At 65.9% G+C, this 14,903-nt stretch carries 15 protein-coding genes; 8 read left to right on the top strand and 7 right to left on the bottom strand.

What is annotated here, in order from left to right; genetic code table 11:
• Genes AruPA_RS03030 through AruPA_RS03005 form a run of 6 tightly spaced genes read left to right on the top strand, consistent with a single transcriptional unit; the run spans position 1 to position 3,706 of the window.
• A complete protein-coding gene (locus AruPA_RS03030) occupies positions 1-465 on the top strand; it encodes a chemotaxis protein CheW (protein WP_265634941.1) in 465 nt (154 codons plus the stop codon).
• Entirely contained in the window at positions 462-1,355 is an 894-nt protein-coding gene (locus AruPA_RS03025) for a protein-glutamate O-methyltransferase (protein ID WP_265634939.1), read from the top strand. Before AruPA_RS03030 ends, AruPA_RS03025 begins: the two co-directional genes overlap by 4 nt.
• The gene (locus AruPA_RS03020; RefSeq protein WP_265634938.1) at positions 1,352-2,389 is read left to right on the top strand and encodes a chemotaxis response regulator protein-glutamate methylesterase; all 1,038 of its coding nucleotides are present in this window, start codon (positions 1,352-1,354) and stop codon (positions 2,387-2,389) included. Before AruPA_RS03025 ends, AruPA_RS03020 begins: the two co-directional genes overlap by 4 nt.
• Positions 2,389-2,784, top strand: coding sequence for a response regulator (locus tag AruPA_RS03015; protein ID WP_265634937.1), 396 nt, complete (start codon positions 2,389-2,391; stop codon positions 2,782-2,784). The genes AruPA_RS03020 and AruPA_RS03015 overlap by 1 nt, the downstream gene beginning before the upstream one ends.
• Entirely contained in the window at positions 2,781-3,359 is a 579-nt protein-coding gene (locus AruPA_RS03010; RefSeq protein WP_265634936.1) for a chemotaxis protein CheD, read from the top strand. Before AruPA_RS03015 ends, AruPA_RS03010 begins: the two co-directional genes overlap by 4 nt.
• Positions 3,356-3,706, top strand: coding sequence for a hypothetical protein (locus tag AruPA_RS03005; protein WP_265634934.1), 351 nt, complete (start codon positions 3,356-3,358; stop codon positions 3,704-3,706). The genes AruPA_RS03010 and AruPA_RS03005 overlap by 4 nt, the downstream gene beginning before the upstream one ends.
• Before the next feature lie 158 nt (positions 3,707-3,864).
• On the opposite strand, the gene AruPA_RS03000 is transcribed toward AruPA_RS03005, so the two are convergent.
• From AruPA_RS03000 to AruPA_RS02975, 6 genes are all read right to left on the bottom strand, one after another.
• Positions 3,865-4,551, bottom strand: a complete 687-nt coding sequence (locus AruPA_RS03000; protein WP_265634933.1) for a TVP38/TMEM64 family protein — start codon at positions 4,549-4,551, stop codon at positions 3,865-3,867.
• Positions 4,548-5,297: a glycosyltransferase family 2 protein gene (locus tag AruPA_RS02995; protein ID WP_265634932.1), complete on the bottom strand. Its 750-nt coding sequence runs from the start codon at positions 5,295-5,297 to the stop codon at positions 4,548-4,550. Before AruPA_RS02995 ends, AruPA_RS03000 begins: the two co-directional genes overlap by 4 nt.
• Positions 5,298-5,488: 191 nt before the next feature.
• A complete protein-coding gene (locus AruPA_RS02990) occupies positions 5,489-6,073 on the bottom strand; it encodes a hypothetical protein (protein ID WP_265634930.1) in 585 nt (194 codons plus the stop codon).
• Between the two features lie 142 nt (positions 6,074-6,215).
• Entirely contained in the window at positions 6,216-7,577 is a 1,362-nt protein-coding gene (locus AruPA_RS02985) for an efflux transporter outer membrane subunit (RefSeq protein ID WP_265634928.1), read from the bottom strand.
• Positions 7,578-7,810: 233 nt separating this feature from the next.
• Positions 7,811-10,819, bottom strand: coding sequence for an efflux RND transporter permease subunit (locus tag AruPA_RS02980; protein WP_265634927.1), 3,009 nt, complete (start codon positions 10,817-10,819; stop codon positions 7,811-7,813).
• Positions 10,816-11,913: an efflux RND transporter periplasmic adaptor subunit gene (locus AruPA_RS02975; RefSeq protein WP_265634926.1), complete on the bottom strand. Its 1,098-nt coding sequence runs from the start codon at positions 11,911-11,913 to the stop codon at positions 10,816-10,818. The genes AruPA_RS02980 and AruPA_RS02975 overlap by 4 nt, the downstream gene beginning before the upstream one ends.
• A gap of 302 nt (positions 11,914-12,215) precedes the next feature.
• Here AruPA_RS02975 and AruPA_RS02970 point away from each other — a divergent pair, with 302 nt between their 5' ends.
• Positions 12,216-13,163, top strand: a complete 948-nt coding sequence (locus AruPA_RS02970) for a tetratricopeptide repeat protein (RefSeq protein WP_265634925.1) — start codon at positions 12,216-12,218, stop codon at positions 13,161-13,163.
• Positions 13,164-13,177: 14 nt separating this feature from the next.
• Complete coding sequence (locus AruPA_RS02965; RefSeq protein WP_265635126.1) at positions 13,178-13,834, top strand: LON peptidase substrate-binding domain-containing protein; 657 nt, start codon at positions 13,178-13,180, stop codon at positions 13,832-13,834.
• Here AruPA_RS02965 and AruPA_RS02960 read toward each other — a convergent pair.
• Positions 13,825-14,895, bottom strand: a complete 1,071-nt coding sequence (locus AruPA_RS02960; protein ID WP_265634924.1) for a flagellar biosynthesis protein FlhB — start codon at positions 14,893-14,895, stop codon at positions 13,825-13,827. The two genes, AruPA_RS02965 and AruPA_RS02960, sit on opposite strands and share 10 nt — an antisense overlap.
• Positions 14,896-14,903 lie beyond the last annotated feature (8 nt).

Raw genomic sequence — 14,903 nt, 5'->3', positions numbered from 1 at the left:
ATGAATGAATCGCTCACGAACGGGGCCGAGGGCCGCGAATTTATTGCATTTCGGGTTGGTCAGCAGGAGTTCTGCGTCAACATCATGGCGGTCCGGGAGATCCGCGGATGGACGGCGGCGACCGCGCTGCCACAGGCGCCGCGGTATATTTGCGGCGTGATCAACCTGCGCGGCGCGGTGCTGCCGATCGTGGATTTCGCGGTGCGGCTCGGGTTGCCGGGATCGGCGCCGACCGCGCGGCACGTGATCATCGTGACGCAGATCCATAACCAGCAGGTCGGGCTGCTGGTCGATGCGGTTTCGGATATCCTGACGCTGAACGAAAACGCAATTCAACCGACCCCGGATGTCGCGTCCGATCTGGTCAAGGCGTTTGTGCGCGGCCTTCTGCCGGTGGATGGGCGGATGATCAGTCTTATCTCGCTGGATCATATCCTGCCGTTGGAAGAACGTCAGGCAGCATGAGCGCGACACTCAATGCAGCCGGTGGACGCAGCCTGATCGAGGGTGGTGAGTATCGCCTGACCGCGGAGGATTTTCGCCAGATTTCGGCGATGATTTATGCGGATGCCGGGATCGCGATGCCCGATCACAAGGCGACTTTGGTGTATTCGCGGCTGGCCAAGCGGTTGCGCGCCCTGGGGCTGAAAAATTTCTCCGAATATTGTGAACTCGTGGGCAGTCCCACGGGCGGCGACGAGCGGCAGGAAATGCTGGCGGCGCTGACGACCAATGTGACGCGATTTTATCGTGAGCCGCATCATTTCGAGCATTTGCGCACGCAGATTCTGCCGCCGTTGATTGCCAGTGCCCGCAAGGGTGGGCGAGTTCGGCTGTGGTCGGCCGCGTCTTCGAGCGGCCAGGAGCCGTATTCGATGGCGTTGACAGTTCTGTCATTGCTGCCGGATGCGGCGCAACACGATGTCCGGATTCTGGCCACCGACATCGATCCCAACATGATCGCGATCGGCAAGGCTGGCTTGTATGAAAAGTCTGCCATCGAGCCGGTACCGCCTGATCTGCGCCAGCGCTGGTTTGCACCGGCCGATGAGAACCGGGGTATGGTGAAGATCGCCGATGCGGCGCGCGTACTGGTGGAGTTCCGCAGGCTCAACCTGATCGGGGATTGGCCGATGCAGGGGCGGTTCCAGGCGATTTTCTGTCGCAATGTCGCGATCTATTTTGACGATCCGACGCAGGCGGCGATCTGGTCGCGCATGGTGCCCCTGCTTGATCCGGCGGGTGCGCTCTACATCGGACATTCCGAACGGGTGAGCGGGCCGGCCGAGCGGCTGCTGCGCAGCGATGGGATTACCACGTATCGGCCGCTGGTCGGCAAGGAGGCGCGCCGATGAGCGTCAAGGTTCTGGTGGTTGATGATTCCGCCACGATGCGGGAGTTGATTTCCGCGGTGCTCAGGCGGGACCCGCTGATCGAGGTGGTCGGGCATGCCGCAGATCCGCTGGAGGCGCGGACGGCGATCAAGCAGTTGAATCCCGATGTGATCACGCTGGACGTCGAGATGCCGAACATGAACGGTCTCGAGTTTCTCGAAAAGATCATGCGGTTGAGGCCAACCCCGGTTATCATGGTTTCGACACTGACCCAGGCCGGCGCCTCGGTGACATTGCGGGCGCTCGAATGTGGCGCGTTCGACTGCGTCGCGAAACCATCCAATGGCGATTATCACGATTTCGACCAATTGCCCGAGAAGGTGAGGGCGGCGGCAAAATCGCGCGTGCAACCGCGCAGTTTTGTGCCCGCCGAACCGGTGACGCCTGATCGGGGCGGGCGGTTCGCGCCGGATGGCCGGGTCGTGGCGATCGGTTCCTCCACCGGCGGGGTCGAGGCATTGATTGCGATACTATCCCGGTTTCCGGCGAATTGCCCGCCCGTGATGATCACCCAGCATATGCCGGCGACGTTCACCAAGAGTTTTTCCGAGCGGCTCAACCGTCTGTGTGCTCCTGAAGTCGCGGAGGCGGAAGACGGGATGTTGGTACTGCCGGGGCATATCTATCTGGCGCCGGGCAGCGCGCATCTGGAGATTGCCAATCCCAGCAAGCCGCGCTGCCGGTTGCATGAGGGCGAGCGGGTCAGTGGGCACCGGCCGTCGGCGGATGTGTTGTTCGGCTCGGTGGCGCGGGTGATCGGTGCCAGATCGCTTGGTGTGATCCTGACCGGCATGGGACGGGATGGGGCACAGGGGCTGCTGGAGATGCGCCAAGCCGGGGCGGAGACGGTCGGGCAGGACGAGGCGAGTTGCATCGTCTACGGCATGCCGAAAGTCGCGTTCGAGATCGGCGCCGTCTCACGCCAATTACCACTCGGCAAAATGGCCGATCACATTCTGCGCAGCACCAACCTTCATCATAGGGAGAGAGTGTGATGCCTCTTGCAAGCAGCCTGACAATTCTGGTCGTCGATGATCAGCAGACCATTCGGAGCCTGGCGAGAATGGCGCTGGAGCAATGGGGGGTTGGCACGATTTTGGAGGCGGCCGATGGCGAAGAGGCGCTCAAGGCCATTCTGACGCACAAGACGCCGATCCATCTGATCATCTCCGACTACAACATGCCCAATCTGAACGGATTGAGTCTATTGCGGGCGGTGCGCGCTCATGGGCCGATCAGCAAGACTGCCTTTATCATGCTGACCGGTCGTGCCGACAAGCAGATGGTGTTGAGCGCGGTTGAGCATGGCGTCAATAACTATCTGGTCAAACCGTTCACGCCGGACTCATTGCGCGAAAAAATCGAGGCGGTGATCGGTGCGCTGAAATGAGTTCACCGACTGATCTGGATGTCGTTGTCGAACGCAAAATCAACATCGTGCAAGGTGAGCAACACGTTTCGAATGATCCTGGTGTGGTGCTGACGACGATTCTGGGATCGTGCATTGCGGCCTGCATGTGGGATCGCGAGGCGGGGGTCGGTGGGATGAATCATTTTCTGTTGCCGGGTGATCGGACCGACGCTGGACAGGCGAGCCGAGGCGGTGATGCGATGCGCTATGGCGCATATTCGATGGAGCTATTGATCAACGGCCTCCTCCGGCATGGCGCACAGCGGCGGCGGTTGCAGGCGAAGTTGTTTGGTGGGTCCTGCATGATGGCCGGTTTGACGGATGTAGGGCAGTTGAATGCGGCATTTGCGGAGCGGTTTTTACAGGCGGAGGGAATTGCGGTTGTCGGCGGCAGTCTGCGGGGCAACCAGGGGCGGCGGATTCAGTTCTGGCCGGTATCGGGGCGGGCGCGCCAGACGTTGTTGAGCAGCGGCAGTGGTGCGGTTTTCCGGGCCGAGGCCAACCGGGCCCCGCCGCCATCGCTGAGCACGGCCGGCATGGTGGAGCTGTTTTGAGCAATTCACAGGTGTTGTTCGGTGATCTGCTGATTACCGTTGAGGCGGAACTTGTCGAACTCGGACGTCTGGCAGAACAATTCCAGGCGGTTCTGGGTCCGGCGATACTGCGTGCAGCCGATGATTTCGCCTGCCATCAGGAGGCGCAGATTATCGATCTGATCACGCAAAGACTATATGGGCTGAGCGATTTCATGCGTGCGTTGCGCCCCTCGGTGCCGGAGGCGTGGTCGGTCGATCCGGAGCCGGCGGCGCGCGTGGTGACACTGTCTGATCTGTCGTGCCGGCTGCGCGGCGCGCCGGCGCAATTATCGACGCATGAGGCTGGTGAATTCGAGGCGTTTTGAGGGGGCGCTGTTTGGTTTGGGGTTTGAATGTCGAGCGACCGAAGCTCGTTCGGTTCAGCCTGTCACGATGAAACCGACGAGGCTGCAGAGTAGGGAATGTTTTGTGGGTCTTTGGTGCAGACAAGAGGTGCCGGCTTTTTTGCCGCGTCAGGTCAGGTTCAGCCTGGAATGCGCGCTGCGCGTGCGACCAACTGGCCGATGCGCAGTGTCAACATGAGGGTCGCCGCGAGTCCGGCGCCGATCAGGGTGAGATGGAGCCAGCCCGGTGCGGTTCGCAGTGCGGTGAGGCCTTGGACGCCGAGCGCGCCAAGGGTGACATAGAGCGCGAGGGCTGGCAGTGAGGCGAGGGTGCCGAGGGCATAATCGCGCCGGCCGATGCCGGATAATCCCAGGGCGAAGGAGGTGATCGAAAACGGCATCACCGGCGAGACCCGCATGAGCAGCACCAGGCGCCAGCCGTCGCGCTTGATTGCGGCATCGAAGCGGCGCAAGCCGTCGCGCCGGGCGACGAGCCGGATGATGGCCGGGCGCAGGGCGGAACGGGCGAGCGAGAAGGCGGCGCCGGCGCCGAGCAGCAGGCCGATACTGGACAGTCCGAACCCGAGGGCCACGCCATAGACCGCGCCGGCGGCAAGGCCGAGCAGCGATGCAGGTAGAAAGCCGATCAGGGCAACCAGGGTTTGCAGCAGCACGAAGATCAACCAGCCCAACACGCCGAGGGCGCGCAACCGGTCGAGCCAATCGAGGATGCGGGCGGCCCAGGTGGCGCCGCCCGCCAGGCTGAGTGCCAGAGCGGCGGCGAGGATGGCGAAACCGGCGGCGATTGCAATCAGCCGTGGTTTCACGGTTTGGATTTGCCCAACAGCGGCCAGGGGCGGATGCCTGCGTGATCGAGCCGGAAGCGCAGCGCGGTATCGAGCACGCCGAAGCCGTAGGTGACCGAGCGCTGGAAATTGATCGAGGAGGCTTCCTTGAAATAGCGGGTCGGGCAGGAGATTTCGCCGAACTGGTAGCCGGCGTGCAGCGCCTGCACGATCATTTGATTGTCGAAGACGAAATCGTCCGAGCAGCGATCGAGCGGCAGGGTTTCGAGGACGTGGCGCGACCAGGCACGAAATCCAGTGTGGTATTCTGAGAAATGTTGGGCGAGCAGGATATTTTCCGCCAAGGTGAGGGCGCGGTTGGCGAGGAATTTCCACAGGGGCATGCCGCCGGCCAAGGCGCCGACGCCCATGATGCGCGAGGCCAGCACGGCGTCGTAATGACCGGACACGATCATCGAAGCCATCGCCGGGATCAGGCGTGGAGAGTATTGGTAGTCGGGGTGGAGCATGACGACGATATCGGCACCGCGACCCACCGCTGCGGCGTAGCAGGTTTTCTGGTTGGCGCCGTAGCCGCGGTTGCGGTCGTGGATGATGGTGTACAGGCCGAGCGATTTGGCCAGGATCGCGGTGGCGTCGGTGCTGGCGTCGTCGGTCAGGATCAAATCGTCGACGATGTCGCGATCGATCTCGCTGACGGTGCGTTCCAGTGTGCGCGCCGCATTGTAGGCCGGCAGCACGACCGCGATTCGTTGGCCCGCCAGCATTACGGTGCCTTGCCTGTCATGATGGTGTTCGTTCCCAAGGTTTGATCGGTGTCGCGGTATTTGTGCGAAATCTACTTCGCTGGACCGGCCGGGAAAAGCAAGCGGGTGGTTTGAAGCCGGGATCCAGGGTGGGTTGGCGTCATTCAGTCGTTTCGATATCGTAATGATATAGGTGTGCGGAAGTGCGGTTATCAGGCGGGTTGAATTTTGAAATGGGGGGTTGGGGTTTGGGTGTCGGGTGGGGTGGGGTCTGACGTGCCGAAGAGGATGTGGCGGCGGGAGTCTGGTGGTGGGGATGTGGTGACGGGGGGTTGTGCGGGCAGGTCGATGCCCATGGCGTGGTAGAGCGGGGCGAGGATGCGGATGAGGCGGGGGTTGGCTTCGAGGAGGCCGGCGAATTCGGGGTCGGTGAGGATGGTTTGCAGGGCGAAGCGGGTGAAGCCGGTTTCGGGGATGAGGCGGTAGAGCCAGGCTTCGCGGCACGGCAGGGTGAGGCGTTTGCGGCGGGCGCGGGGTGGCTGGGGGTCGGGTTGGGCTTCGGGGTTGGGTTCGGGGGTTGGTTTGGCGGTTGGTTTGGCGCGGGGTTGGATGGGGCCGCGGGCGAGGGCGGCGAGGAAGCGGGTGGTGAGGTTTTGCAGGCGGGTCCAGATCCGGTTGACCATGGGGATGGGGACGTAGCCGGCGGGTCCGTGTTCGGCCACGGCGTCGCACAGCGCGTTCATCATGACGATGAAGCAGCGGATGACGAAGGGGGGATTGGTTGGGGTTGCGCGCACGCAGGCATGATAGGCGGCAGGCCGGGGGGTGAGAAAGCGTTTTGTTAGGGCATCCGTTAGTTTTCAGTGAGGCAACCAGCCGCCCCAAGCCCAAGTCCCAGATTAAAAAAGTTTTTTGCTTCTTTTTTACAAAAAAGAAGCCTCACTCCCCCGCCAACGCCGCCCCCAGCGCGGCCTGATCCAGCAATTGCTGCGTTGCCGCCTGGACGGCGGTGAACTGGGCCTGGCGCCAGGTGATCTGCGCGGTCAGGACCGTGTTGTAGCTGGCGGCGCCGAGTTTGAACTGCTGACGGGCCAGGGTGTAGGCGTCGTCCGCGGTTGCGGCGGCGGCGTTGTTCTGGGCGACCGAGGCACGGTCGTCGGCGGTGCGACGCAGCGCGTCCGCCACCTGCTGAAAGGCGGTGAGCACGGTGCCGCGATAGGTCGCCAGCGCATTGGCCAGGGTGGCGCGTGCCGCGGCTTCGTGGGCGTGCAGGACGCCGCCGTCGAAAATCGGGGCGAGCAGCGAGCCGGCGAGCGTCCAGAGGGCGGCACCCGGTTCGAACAATGTGTTGAACGTCTCCGAGGCGTAGCCGCCCTGCGCCGACAGGGTGAGGCTGGGGTAGAGCGCCGCGACCGCCTGCCCGACGGCGGCATGGTCGGCGGACACCAGCGCGCGGGCCGCCACGATATCCGGCCGGCCGGCGACCAGCGCGGAGGGCACCGAAGCGATGCTGTCCGCGGGCACGGTGAAATCGGTCAGGCGGAAATGACCGCCCGCGAAATCAGCCGGGGCGACGCCGCTGAGCACCGCCAGCGCGTGGCGTTGTGCGCTCGCCTGCGCCAGCAGACCGGGCAGGGCCGCCATGGTCGCCTGGACCTGCGCCTGCTGCTGCAGGACCGGCAGTCGCGCGATGGCACCCGCCGCATACTCGCCCTGCAGCAAGGTCAGCAGGCGCTGCTCGCTTGCCGCCATTGCGCGATCGGTTGCGATCTGGGCTTCCAACCCGGCCTCGGTGATCGCCGCCACCACGATGTTGTCGGCCAGCGTGAGCCGCGCCGCCGCCGCATTGGCGCGTTCGTATGCGGTGAGCGCACGGCCGTTGCGGAACGCATAGGACCGCGCGCCGAACAGGCCCGGATTATAGGTGATCGTGCCGGTGAACTCGTCGATCGTGTAGGCGCCATAGCCGTTCGGGCCGGTCGGGAAGGATTGGCGCGACACGTTCGGGTTCACCGACACCTGCGGCAGAAACGCCCCGGTCGCCGCCGCCTGGTTTGCCGCCGCCTGCGCCACCAAGGCATCCGCCGCGGCAATACTCGGGGATCGGCGCTCGCCCGCCGCCACCAGACGATCGAGCGCAGGATCGGCAAACCCGCGCCACCAGGCGGATTGCAACCGCGCGCCGGCGGTCGGGACACCGGGCAGATACGACCGCGGCGCCGGTGCGATGGTTACCGGCTTGATCGGCACGGCACAGGCGGTGAGGATGAGGGCGGTGAGAAGGATGGGGCTTCGCCCCATGCCCCACCAAGGGGCTCTGCCCCTTGGAACCCCGTTAAAGGCGGAGCCTTTATAATCCATTTGTTTCAGGCAAGGGGAGGGCGACACAGGCCAGATCGACGGAACTACCGAGGCAACGCCCTCCCCTTGCCTGAAACTAGCGGGTTCTAAGGGCTCCGCCCTTAGTGGGGGTCCAGGGGGCAAAGCCCCCTGGTGGGGTTCGGGGCGAAGCCCCGTCTTGCTCACTGCCTTCATCATCGCCGCCCGTGCACGAGGCAATACATAGCGGGCACGGCGAACAGGGACAGGACGAAGCCTGAGGCCATGCCGGTGGCCAGGATGGCGCCGATATCGTAGCGGATGACGGCCTGGGGTCCGTTGGCGAGCATGAGGGGAACGGCGCCGCCGATCAGGGCGAGGGTGATCATGAGGATGGGGCGGAAGCGCAGCCGGGCGGCGTCCATGGCGGCTTCGCTGATTTTATGGCCTTCGCGGGCGCGTTCGTGGGCGACCTGGACGAACAGGATGCCCTGGCGCGCGATGAGGCCCCAGACGGCGAGGAGGGCGATTTCGGTGACGATGTTGAGGGTGGCGCCGCCGAGCGCGATGAGGGTGAGGGGGCCGAGGCTGGCGAGCGGGACGGTGGTGATGACGACGAACGGGTCGCGCAGCGAGCGGAACTGGCCGGCGAGCAGGAAGAACAGGCCGGCGAATCCCATCAGGAACAGGAGGTTGTTTTCGTGTTGCGAGCGGCGGAAGGTGGCGGAGGGGCCGGCGTAACCGAAGGAGAGGCCTGGTTTGCGGAGGCTGGCGAAGCTGTGGTGCAGGGTTTTCAGTGCATCCGAGAGGGAGACGCCGAGGACGGGCTCGCCCTGGATGGTGACGGTGGGCAGTCCTTGCCAGGAGCCGATGGCGTTGGGTTCCTGGCGGAGGGCGATGCGGGTGACATCGGCCAGGGGCACGAGACTGCCGGTGCTGGTGTGGACGGTGTAGGTGCCGAGGCCGGTGGGGGTGGTGTTGCGCGGGCCGGTCGGGATGATGTCGAGCGTGGTGTGGCCGAGGCTGACGTGGCCGATGGTGCCGCCGGATAGCGAATCGGCCAGGGCGTCGCCGATCGCGGCGGTGGGGATACCGAGGGATTCGGCGAGGTTGCGGCGGATCGAGATGTCGTATTGCGGCTGGCTGGCGCCGGGCGAGGCTTGCAGGAAGTCGAATTTGCCGCTGGCGTAGCCGGCGTCGATGACCTGCTGGGCGACGGCGAGCAGGGTGCGGTAGCTGGCCTGGCCTGAGATCAGCACGTCGATCGGCAGGCCGTTGAGGCCGGGCAGGCCGTTGTTTTCGTTGACATAGGCTTTGACGCCGGGGAGTTTGGCGAGTGCTGCGCCGAGGACGGCGGTGGCGTGGAGGGCATCGTCCGGCGTGTTGAACGTGTAGCCGCCGAACAGGCTGTGGGCGTTTTCATCGGCGACCATCCAGTCCGGCATGCCGGGTTCGAGCCGGTCGAGCACGGTCTGGATCGCGTGGTACTGGGTTTTCAGATAGGCGAGCGAGGCGCCGTAGGGGCCGGCGGCGAAGATGTTGACCGAGAGGCCGTCGGCCGCGGGGGTGAGGTTGCGCGGCGCGCGGGCGTAGAGAACGCCGCTGAAACCGGCGAGGCCGGCGGCGACGAGAACGACGAGCGCGGGATGGCGCAGCGTCGGGCGCAGCAGACCGGTGTAGAGATCGCGCAGGCGATCGAGCGGGCCGGTATGGGCCTCGCGCGTGGAGTGGCGACCGGCCCAAAGGGCGATGAGCGGCACGATGGTGAGGGCGATGACCAGCGAGAGCAGGAAGGCGGTGATCAGCACGGTGGCGAAGGGGCGGAACAGGGCGGCGGTGAGGCCTTGCAGGAAGACCAGCGGCAGGAAGGCGACCACCAGGGTGGAGGAGATGGCGGCGAGGACGGGTGCGAGGCGGGTGACGCTGGCGGAGGCGGCATCGAGCGGGGATTCGCCTTCGTTGATGCGGCGGAAGATGTCTTCGACCACCACGATCGCGTCGTCGACCACCAGGCCGACGGCGAGGACCAGGGCGATGATGGTGAACAGGTTGAGGCTCTGGCCGAGCAGATGCATCACGATGGCGGTGCCGAGCAAAGAGAGCACGATGGCGAGGAAGGGCGCGACGGCGGCGCGGGTGGTGCCGAGCGAGAGGCGGACGATGACGATGACCAGGCCGACGGTGATCAGCAGGGTGAAGGCGAGGTCGCGCAGGCTGCGCATGATGCTGACCGACTGGTCGTAGATGAGCGGCAGTTTCAGCCCGGGCGGGGCCGTGGCGCGGATGGTGGTGAGCATGTGGCGAAAGGCGCGCGAGACGGCGATGATGTTGCCGCCGGGGGCGACGCCGGCCGCGAGGTAGACGGCGCGCCGGCCCTGCCACCAGTTTTCGAATGTATCGGAGGGCGGGCCGACCGCGACATTGGCTACCGTGGAGAGCGGGATGGTGACGCCGGCACGGGTGACGATGGGGATGTGGCGGAAATCGGTGATCGCGGCGAGGCCGGTGCGGGCCTGGACCGGGATGACGCCGGCCTGGTTGCGCAGCGAGCCTGCGGCGGCGAGGCTGGCGGCGCTGGCCAGGGCGTTGGTGATGTCGGCCGGCGTGACGCCGAGGGCGGCCATGCGGGCCGGGTTCATGGCGACGCGGATGGCGGGGTCGGGGGCGAAGATGGTGACGGGGCCGATGTCCGGCACGGTTTCGAGCCGGGGGATGACATCGGTTTTCAGGTAGCTGGTGACGGCGGTTTCCGAGATGCCGGGGGCGAAGAGGGCGGCGACGTTGAGCTCCTGATTGGCGCTTTGGCGGCCGACCAGGGCGACGCTGGGCAGGCGGGCGGCGCTTGGCAGGTCGTTGCGGGCGGCGTTCACCGCCGAGAGGACTTCCGCGTAGACCGTGTTGGGATCGACCCCGCCGCCGAGATAGGCGCGGATGGTCGATCGGCCCTCACGCGAGGTGCCGGTGACGTAGGAGACGCCGTTGACCGCGGCGACGCTTGCTTCGGTCGGGATGGTGACGAAGCGGTTGACGACCGAGGCGGAGGCGCCGGGATAGGCGGTGCGGATCTTGATCCGGTTGGCGGGGATGGGGGGGCTGGGACGGATGGGCAGGGTGAGCAGCGAAATGGTGCCGAACAGCAGCAGCGCGGCGACGCCCAGCCCGACCAGGATGGGGTGGTTGAGCAGGCGCGCCCAAGGGCTGGTCCAGCCGCGTTCGGGGGTCACGATTTACGGCCGGCGGCGGGGGGCGTCGCCTGGAGTGCGGTTGCGGGCGCGGTGGGGATGATGGTTTCGCCGTCGTCCAGTTTGAAGCCGCCGATCGCGACGATGCGGCGGGGTGCGGCCGGGACCGGGGTGGCGATGGTGGTGGTGGCACCTTTGGTGGCCAGCACGCGGACGTAGAGGGCGTGGACGACATCGGCGTTGCCGCGGTGAGCGACCGCGTAGACGAAGCTGCCGAGGGGGCCGTAGTCGATGGCGGTGGCGGGGACATCGAGCGCGGCGGTGGGGGTGCCCGTCGCGATATCGACCTGGCCGAATGCGCCGGGCAGCAGGGTGCCGGCGTTGTTGGCGATGCGGCCTTCGACCATGCGGGCGCGGGTGGTGACGTTGAGCGCCGGGCTGAGGGCGAGGATGCGGCCCTGGTGGGGCGTGGCATCGGCGCTTGGCAGGGTGAAGGTGAAGGCGTCGCCGAAGCCGATGCCGGTAAGCTCGGTTTCCGGCACCGCGAACAGGATGCGCAGCGGGCTGGTCTGGGTGATGGTGGTGATGACGGCGCCGGCGCCGATGTAGTCGCCGGCGGAGAGGCGGCGGATGCCGAGCACGCCGGCGAAGGGGGCGCGGATGGTGCGGCGGTTTTGCCGTGCGGTGTCGAGCGCGAGTTGGGCGGCGGCTTCGTCGCGGGCGGCCTGATCGGATTCCAGCTGGGCGATGGCGATGCCGGAGATGGCGCGCAGGCGGAGGTCGCGCGCGACGATACGGTTGGCGGCGGCGAGCTTGGCGCGGTCGAGGGCGACCTGGGCGCGTTGCTCGGCATCGTCCATGCGGAGCAGTACGGTGCCTTTCGCGACGGTTTCGCCGGAATGGAACAGCACCTGGGCCGCGACACCGGCGCGCTGGGCGGCGAGGGTGGCGGATTGGACGGCCGCGATCTGGCCGGAGACGGCGATGGTTGGGCGGAACATGGTGGCGCGCGGCGCTGTGACCGGCACATGCGGGGCAGGCGGGGGCGCATCGGCGCGGGCGCAGGGCGAGACGACCGCCATGAACAGGGCCGTCAGGGCGCAAAGGGGGTACGGGGCCGGTGGGCGGCCTGGCATTGAACTCTCCTGGGTGAAGCCGAATTGACTGCCTGCCCGGCCGTTCGGGCGCCGGGGAGGGTTGTTTCGCGCAATTCGGGGGGGGTGGTAAAGCGATAAACCAACACGACATCGTGTTACGTTCGGGCGGGCTGTTACGATGTCTCCCGTATGCCGGTGGTGGATTTACGACATGATATTGCGCGGGCGGGTAAATCGGGCCGGCGGGATTGGCGGTGCGGTGCGAATTGGAGGCGGCATTCGCCCCGTGCGGGATCGGTCTGGCTTGCAGGACGCGGTCTGGCTATCATCTATCGATCACTATGGATGGATCGACGATGATGGACCAGGCACCTGAATTGAAATCGGCCCCGCGCGGGGCCGCGATGATTATCGATGGCACGCAGGCTACGTTCATGAGCGATGTGATCGAGGCATCGCGCGAGCGGCCGATCCTGGTCGATTTCTGGGCGACCTGGTGCGGTCCGTGCAAGACGCTGACGCCGACGCTCGAGAAAATCGTGCGCTCGATGGGCGGGCGGATCGGGCTGGTGAAGATCGACATCGACCAGAACCGGGCGCTGGTGCAGCAGTTGGCGAGTTTGGGGCTGCCGCTGCAGTCGGTGCCGACGGTGGCGGCGTTCTGGCAGGGGCAGATTGCGGATCTGTTTCAGGGCGCGCTGCCGGAGAGCGAGGCGCGGCGGTTTGTGGACGCTGTGCTGAAGCTGGCTGGTTCGGCGGCGCCAGCGGCGGATGTGATTGCCGAGGCACGCAAGGCGGCGGACGCGGGCGAACATGAACGGGCGGCCGAGTTGTTTGCGGCGGCGTTGAACGATGATCCGGAGCGGCCGGAGCCCTGGGTGGGGCTGGTACGCAGCCTGATCGCGCTGGGTGACGACGATCAGGCGGAGGCGATTCTGGCGGATGTGCCGGCGAAACTCGCCGAGCACGCGGAGATTGCCGCGGCGCGGACGGCGCTGGCTGTGGCGCGCGAGGGCCGTGCGGCGGCGGGGGCGCGCACGGAGCTGGAGGCGAGGCTCGCGGCGGACCCGAATGATCATGAAGCGCGGTATGCGTATGCGACGGCGCTCAACGCGTCCGACGACCGGGAGGGCGCCGCGGCGGCCCTGCTCGAGATCATGCGGCGGCAGCGCGGGTGGAACGAGGATGCGGCGCGGTTGCAATTGTTGAAGTTTTTCGATGCCTGGGGGGTCGATGCGCCGGAGACGATGGCGGCGCGGCGAAAACTTTCGACGTTGTTGTTCAGTTGAGCCGGACGCTGGGCATGAGTGCGGGGGTGAGCAGGATCGAGGGTATTCCAGAAATATTCCCGATCTTTCCACTGACTGGCGCTTTGCTGCTGCCCGGCGGGCGGTTGCCGCTCAACATATTCGAGCCGCGCTATCTTGCGATGGTGGACGATGCGCTCGGCGCGGGGCGGATTCTGGGGATGATTCAGCCCGATTACGATGCGCCGGCGGGCGAGACGGGGCCGGCGCTGTATCGGCATGGGTGCCTGGGGCGGATTTCCGCGTTCAGCGAGACCGATGATGGGCGCTATCTGATCACGCTGACCGGGCTGGTGCGCTACAGCGTGGTGGAGGAGGCGGAGATGCGCCGCGGCTATCGGCGTGTGCAGGGTGATGTGACGAAATTTCGCCACGACCTCGGCACCGCGCCGGCCCCGGCGGCGGCGGCGCAGGCGGTGACGCGCGATCAGTTGATGGGGGCATTGCAGCGGTATTTCGTGGCGACCGGCGTGGATGCGAACTGGGATGCAATCGAGGAGATATCGGAGCCGGCGTTGATCGTGACGTTGTGCATGGCCTGCCCGTTCAGCCCGATCGAGAAACAGGCGCTGTTGGAGGCGAAGACCGAGGCGGACCGCGCGGCGGCGTTGCTGGCGCTGTTGGAAATCAACAGTCACGACAGTCACACCTGAAACCGGGCCGCGTTGCGCTCGGCGAGTTTCCAGACATAGGCGATGACTTCGGCGACCGCGCGGTAGTGTTCCGGTGTGATCTCGCTATCTTCGTCCAGCGTGTAAAGTGCGCGCGCCAGCGGCGGGTTTGCGACGATCGGCAGGTGAAGCTCGGCGGCCATTTCGCGGATGATCTTTGCCAGATGATCCGCCCCTTTGGCGACGACGCGCGGTGCCTGGGTCTGCCCGGCCTGGTATTCGAGTGCCACGGCGTAGTGGGTGGGGTTGGTGATGACGACGGTGGCGCGTGCCATCGCGGCGCGCAGGTTTCGTTTTGCCTGCTGCGCCCGCAGCGCCTTGAATTTTGCCTTGATCGCTGGATCGCCATCGGCTTCGCGTTGCTCGTCCTTGACCTCGTGCTGGGACATTTGATTGCGCGTGGCGAATTGGCGCTTCGACCACGCGAAATCGACCGCGCCGATGACGCCCTGGACCATGACGCCGGCTATGGCGACTGCGAGCAGCGCCGTGCCGATCGCCGTTGGCAGATTGGTCGCGGGCAGGATCATCTGGGCGCGCAGCCCGCTGATCTTGTCGGCGATGACGACATACATGATGATGCCGACAAGGATGATTTTCACGATCGATTGCGCCGAGGCGACTGTGTGGCGCAGTGAGAACAGGTTGGAAAATCCAGTCAGCGGGTTGATCCTGCCCAAAGAGAACCCGATGGCATTGGTGCGGAGTTTGAACCCGGTTTGCAACAGGGTTGCTGCGACGGCGCCTGCGACCGTGAGCGCACCGATGAGCAGGACGATTTCAAAGCCGCCCTGGACGATTGGCTTGATCAGAAGCAGAATGCCTGCGGGGCTATCGGTCGGGCCGGCGCTTGACATCAGCGTGGTGACGGCGTGTTCGAGCCGCGTGACCAGGGGTGGCAGCAGGACGGCGAGCGCGGCCACGCCGGCGCCGAGCGTTGCGAATGCGGTCACTTCGCGTGAGACGACGATATCGCCCTGGGCGATCGCCTTGCCCATGCGCGCCGGTGTGGCGGCTTCGGTGCGATCGTCGGATTCAGCCACGATGAGGC

Origin of the sequence: Acidiphilium sp. PA, from assembly GCF_026191915.1 — a bacterium.
Taxonomy (GTDB): domain Bacteria; phylum Pseudomonadota; class Alphaproteobacteria; order Acetobacterales; family Acetobacteraceae; genus Acidiphilium.
This window is presented reverse-complemented; position numbering and strand designations above follow the sequence as displayed.